The sequence below is a fragment of the Halobaculum sp. EA56 genome (genome assembly GCF_051195075.1).
Classification (GTDB): domain Archaea; phylum Halobacteriota; class Halobacteria; order Halobacteriales; family Haloferacaceae; genus Halobaculum.
Genome location: NZ_JBNTJX010000056.1, coordinates 1 through 4,162 on the forward strand (window position 1 = coordinate 1; position 4,162 = coordinate 4,162).

Here is a 4,162-nt window from a genome sequence, read left to right on the forward strand (position 1 = left end):
ACGATGATCGCGCGCCGGGTGCCGTCGACGACCTCCTCCATAATAACGTCGCGACCCTCGTCGGCGGTTCGGTCGGCCTGACGGACGTTCTCGTAGCCGAGATTGCGGAAGACATCCTCTATTACGTCCTCGAACTCGAACCCTGAGAGGTCGTCCAGTACAGCCATTCCGATATACCTGGACAGTACGTTGCAACTGTCAAATACGTTGCCGAACGCTTCGCCGTCCTGTTTATGAACCCCCGAGAGGGGTGCGGGGGTGATCAAACGAGCCTCCCGCGAACCAACCTATGAGTGGAATCAGCGACCCACGCTCACACGTACAGTCACGGACCACGGCTGATCCCGACGTCATTTACGTCGGTTACCGTCGTCGAGGCCGCGCCATCGTCGAGAAGCAATCAGACCAACAACAGCTCACGCCAGAGCGGAGTCTCGAGCTGGCAAATCACAGTCCTTCGGGCTTCGAATGGGGATATGGTGGCAGCGGGCCGGCCCAACTCGCACTCGCCCTCCTGCTCGATTACACCGACGATGAGGAGGTAGCGCTTTCGGAGTACAAGGCGTTCAAGACCGAAGTAGTGAGCCAGCTAGAGTGTACAGGACCCGACGGCTGCTGGCGACTCACCGGACGCGAGATAGATGCTACCCTTCATGAGATAGTCGACGACCCAGTTGCACCGTCCGTCAACTAACGATCACAGAGCGCAATCAATGTCAGAACACACTCAGCAGCCTCGTGTGGACTCAGAATCGCAACAGAACCGTGAGCGTCAGGTGCCAACCGAGTACGTCGAGCGAAGCGATGTCGGCGTCTCACTCACCGTCAAACTCACTCGCGGTACTGGCACCCGCGATCAAGACAAGATCACGGCCAAAGTGAAGGGTAAGACGCTCGAAGACGCCCGCGAGGATATGGAAACCCTCCGCGAGTATATCCACGACCTCGCTGAGGACACTCGCCAGATCCAGCCAGCCGACCCACACGAATAGTACTTTTTTGACTATTGCACAGAATTGTGTAGCCGCAGGATGTACGAAGTGTGCGGTGAGAAGGAACTCAAGGTTATCCTCGCGCTTGATCCAGGCGATTCCATCTCAGGCGTCGCGCGGAAGATCGACGAGAACCGGGAGACGATCCGTCGCGTCGTGAATAGCCTCGAGGAGGCGGGATACGTCGCGTACGACGATGGGCTTCATCTCATCGATCAGACGCTCCGAGACGCCGGTCTCGAGTTCCTGACAGCGTCAGCGGACATCTCGCCGCCGTCAATCTCAGAAGCCTATGTCCTCCCGCAGTTCACGGGGATGGAGTATGCATACACTGGCATCGATGCGGTCTACGTCTGGACTCGCGGTGGCTACCAGGTCGCTCGCGACCCAGAGGACTATCCGCTGTTCATCGCCGTCCACGAGTCTGACCTCGATGCCTGGACGGCGTTCTTCGATCGGTTCGAAATCCCGACTGCGGAAGAACGCCTGCCTGCTGCCGACCTCGATGGTTCGATACAGGTGGTACTCAAGCCGCGGCCACAGATCGAGGCCGAGATGGTCGACGGACGGCCTGTCATCCCACTCGAAGAAACTGTGGCGTTCGCAAACGAGCACTACGCGCACTTCCAGTCAGCGCTCGACATGCTCGGCCGTATGTACGACAGCGTCGACACTGACGCGAACTACCGCCAAACTGACGTGGAGTTCTGACAGGAGATTTCTTCGACTGGGAGGGGCCTGGCCGCTGTTTGTTGCCGCCTTGAGAGAGCGGAGGCGAACAAAAATGAGCGATTCGTCAGATCTATCCGTCGAATCAGACGCTCTCACACCGAAACAGCGTCTCGAACCGCCAAATACCCGTCTCATCAATGCTGGTATCGCGACGATTCATGACATGGAGACGCTGCGAGCCTGCGTCGCCTACGAGAATGCGAATCAGCAACGGATCCCGATTCTTCGCCGGCTCAAAGATCGGGCCAGCGAAATTCGCGCAGAAGACAATTGACGCAGCACTCGGGGATGTCTGTCGGAGCCTCGGTGGGTGGAGGCTCGAATGAGATGAGCGATCAAGCCGAGATCGAAATTCAACGACAGACCGCATTCGGCGACGATGGCCAACTCGAAGTAACTGAAACGAGCGTCGAGACCTCACTCGAGGACTTCGGTGCTGACGTGGATCATCGCGACCGGGATTCACGTCTTGATCGGCCCGAGGCCAGTGTGTTCGGCGTCGACGATCGACCCGCAGTTGAGCAATCAACCGAAGGAGATCAGTCAACACTCTTCGCTGATACGGACGAGGATCAGCAGACCCTCGCTGGCGACGATGCAGCCGCTCGCTGTCTATTCGAAGAATAAACAGTCCCTATTGATTAGTTATCTGTAGAAATGTTATAGTTTGAACTATAATAGTCTGAGTTCTAACTTTGAAGCGACGCTGAGGGGTTAATAGCCGGTGGTAGTTTTTCGACCCCCAGCAGGGTGCGGGGAATCCGAACGCCCGCATGCAACCGATGGAGATGAATTCGACTACCGACCCACGAGCAGTCGTACAGGATGCGAGTGAGCGATGGCAGGCGAGTGCAGACTGCGTTGAGTACGTCGGAATGCGTGTCGACGGAACGCCAGTGGTCCTGAACCTCACCGCACACGAACGCCTCTCCCCAAATCGAAGTCTCGGTCTCGTGCGGCATAGCCCGGCGGAATTCGACTGGGGCTATACGGGAAGCGGACCGGCACAGCTCGCCTGTGTGCTCCTCCTCGATTACACCGACAACGAAACTGTCGCCCAGCAACACTACATCCAGTTCCGCAACGACGTGGTCAGTCAGCTGGTGTGTGATGGCCCGGCCGACTGCTGGCACCTCACCGGGGAGGATATCGAGGCGGCACTCGCCGAATTCGAAGAGTACCGAGCACTCACGCCAGATGGTGGGGCGCCGTCATCGTCACTGCCGGCGAATTGGAGTGCGGTGAGCCGGACAGATCGGACAGTCTTCCAACGTCGAGATATCGACCACTACGTCGTCCGCGCCAAAGGGAGCGAAGAGTGGTTGATCATACTTTGTGCGCAGGGGGACCGGGCGTATCCCGCCCCGCTTGACCATCGAACACTTCCGGTCGAGAACGACCCTGTCTCTGCCGTTCAGGCACTCGTCGCTGAGAGTAACGACCTCGTCGAGCCAGAGGAGGCCAACTGATGGAGAAATTCCGACTTTCGCGAGCAACGTACCAGCTCATCGAACGCGCTGTCACGGCGCTGGAGTGCATCGGCCGAGAACTCAAGCGATACAACGACCGGCACGAGCGAATAGCTGGGAAAGACACAGACGAGACGAATCCCGGCGAATCATGACTGGCGAAGCGACGCTTGATGACTTCGAGAGCGAGACATCATCCGGAGAGTCCGGCTCGCTCTCACTGGAAGAGCGACTCCTCACCCCGATCTCGCCGTCAGTGGGACTTCGGCTGATTCCCGGTCGTGGTGATCCGCTCTATCTCCAGAACCGGGGCACTGAGCGGTATCTGTTCCGCGACGAGCACAACCGATGGTTCATCCTTCAACCCTCGGCGAAGGACTCAGAAGAGGCGTTCGTCCGCTGGGTGTATCTCCCAGCAGACCGGCCCGAACGGCTGGCACAGTCGGCGCTTCGTCGACGGACAGTGATCGGCTATGATTACGTTCAGCGGTCGGCCGCACCAGATCCAGTCAGATCGACGGTGACGGCGATGTTCGTCACGGAACCGTGGTCCGACACCGCCTACGAGTGTGGGTCGTGTGAGGCGCTGTTCGACACGGCACAAGAGCACGCCCTGCACTGCTGGGACGCACATCCGTGGGTGCCGAATCCTGAACAGGTGCGCCGTCGACGCCACGCCGACGAGTGAATTGAAGAGCCGAAGCCAGGTGTCGAGACCGTCCAGATGTTTAACCAACAGTACTGGATTCGTGGGCGGGGCGTTGGTTAAGAGTGGTTGTTTTTGCGCCCGTGAGAGGGGCGCAGGGCGCGTGATGAGAGCGCCGTCGCGAGCGACGAATTCGATTTCGAGGTGACTGCAATGAAAGACCCAGAATCCAGAACCGTGTTCGCTGGCGTCGACGGACGAACCGATACAGAACTACCCGACTGGTACCGCCGGAAGAAAACGGTCGACGAACCGAAGTCCTT

The 4,162-nt window shown here is 58.6% G+C and carries 9 protein-coding genes; 8 read left to right on the plus strand and 1 reads right to left on the minus strand.

The annotated features are described in order from the left end of the window. Window positions 1-185, minus strand: a 185-nt coding sequence (locus ACQUQ1_RS21750) for a restriction endonuclease (RefSeq protein WP_435066300.1), incomplete at its 3' end; no start/stop codon positions are given. A gap of 104 nt (window positions 186-289) precedes the next feature. Here ACQUQ1_RS21750 and ACQUQ1_RS21755 point away from each other — a divergent pair. From ACQUQ1_RS21755 to ACQUQ1_RS21790, 8 genes are all read left to right on the plus strand, one after another. Continuing rightward, window positions 290-694, plus strand: a complete 405-nt coding sequence (locus ACQUQ1_RS21755; RefSeq protein WP_128904648.1) for a DUF6166 domain-containing protein — start codon at window positions 290-292, stop codon at window positions 692-694. A 19-nt stretch (window positions 695-713) separates the two neighbouring features. Continuing rightward, window positions 714-992, plus strand: a complete 279-nt coding sequence (locus ACQUQ1_RS21760) for a DUF7389 domain-containing protein (RefSeq protein WP_128904649.1) — start codon at window positions 714-716, stop codon at window positions 990-992. A 39-nt stretch (window positions 993-1,031) separates the two neighbouring features. Then, the gene (locus ACQUQ1_RS21765) at window positions 1,032-1,703 is read left to right on the plus strand and encodes an RNA polymerase subunit sigma-70 (RefSeq protein WP_128904650.1); all 672 of its coding nucleotides are present in this window, start codon (window positions 1,032-1,034) and stop codon (window positions 1,701-1,703) included. 73 nt (window positions 1,704-1,776) lie between these two features. Further along, the gene (locus tag ACQUQ1_RS21770) at window positions 1,777-1,998 is read left to right on the plus strand and encodes a hypothetical protein (RefSeq protein ID WP_128904651.1); all 222 of its coding nucleotides are present in this window, start codon (window positions 1,777-1,779) and stop codon (window positions 1,996-1,998) included. Window positions 1,999-2,051: 53 nt separating this feature from the next. Then, a complete protein-coding gene (locus tag ACQUQ1_RS21775) occupies window positions 2,052-2,351 on the plus strand; it encodes a hypothetical protein (RefSeq protein ID WP_128904652.1) in 300 nt (99 codons plus the stop codon). A 155-nt stretch (window positions 2,352-2,506) separates the two neighbouring features. Beyond that, complete coding sequence (locus ACQUQ1_RS21780) at window positions 2,507-3,193, plus strand: DUF6166 domain-containing protein (RefSeq protein ID WP_128904728.1); 687 nt, start codon at window positions 2,507-2,509, stop codon at window positions 3,191-3,193. After that, window positions 3,193-3,348 (plus strand): hypothetical protein, encoded by a 156-nt coding sequence (locus ACQUQ1_RS21785; protein ID WP_164932745.1) that lies wholly within the window; start codon window positions 3,193-3,195, stop codon window positions 3,346-3,348. The genes ACQUQ1_RS21780 and ACQUQ1_RS21785 overlap by 1 nt, the downstream gene beginning before the upstream one ends. Continuing rightward, window positions 3,345-3,881 carry a hypothetical protein gene (locus tag ACQUQ1_RS21790; protein ID WP_128904653.1) on the plus strand — a complete coding sequence of 179 codons (537 nt, stop codon included), beginning with the start codon at window positions 3,345-3,347 and terminating at the stop codon, window positions 3,879-3,881. The genes ACQUQ1_RS21785 and ACQUQ1_RS21790 overlap by 4 nt, the downstream gene beginning before the upstream one ends. The last annotated feature ends 281 nt before the right edge of the window (window positions 3,882-4,162 follow it).

Excerpts from the sequence above, each read along its gene's own strand:
- ACQUQ1_RS21755 (WP_128904648.1), top strand. The coding sequence starts at position 290 with ATGAGTGGAATCAGCGACCCACGCTCACACGTACAGTCACGGACCACG.
- ACQUQ1_RS21760 (WP_128904649.1), top strand. The coding sequence starts at position 714 with ATGTCAGAACACACTCAGCAGCCTCGTGTGGACTCAGAATCGCAACAG.
- ACQUQ1_RS21765 (WP_128904650.1), top strand. The coding sequence starts at position 1,032 with ATGTACGAAGTGTGCGGTGAGAAGGAACTCAAGGTTATCCTCGCGCTT.
- ACQUQ1_RS21770 (WP_128904651.1), top strand. The coding sequence starts at position 1,777 with ATGAGCGATTCGTCAGATCTATCCGTCGAATCAGACGCTCTCACACCG.
- ACQUQ1_RS21775 (WP_128904652.1), top strand. The coding sequence starts at position 2,052 with ATGAGCGATCAAGCCGAGATCGAAATTCAACGACAGACCGCATTCGGC.
- ACQUQ1_RS21780 (WP_128904728.1), top strand. The coding sequence starts at position 2,507 with ATGGAGATGAATTCGACTACCGACCCACGAGCAGTCGTACAGGATGCG.
- ACQUQ1_RS21785 (WP_164932745.1), top strand. The coding sequence starts at position 3,193 with ATGGAGAAATTCCGACTTTCGCGAGCAACGTACCAGCTCATCGAACGC.
- ACQUQ1_RS21790 (WP_128904653.1), top strand. The coding sequence starts at position 3,345 with ATGACTGGCGAAGCGACGCTTGATGACTTCGAGAGCGAGACATCATCC.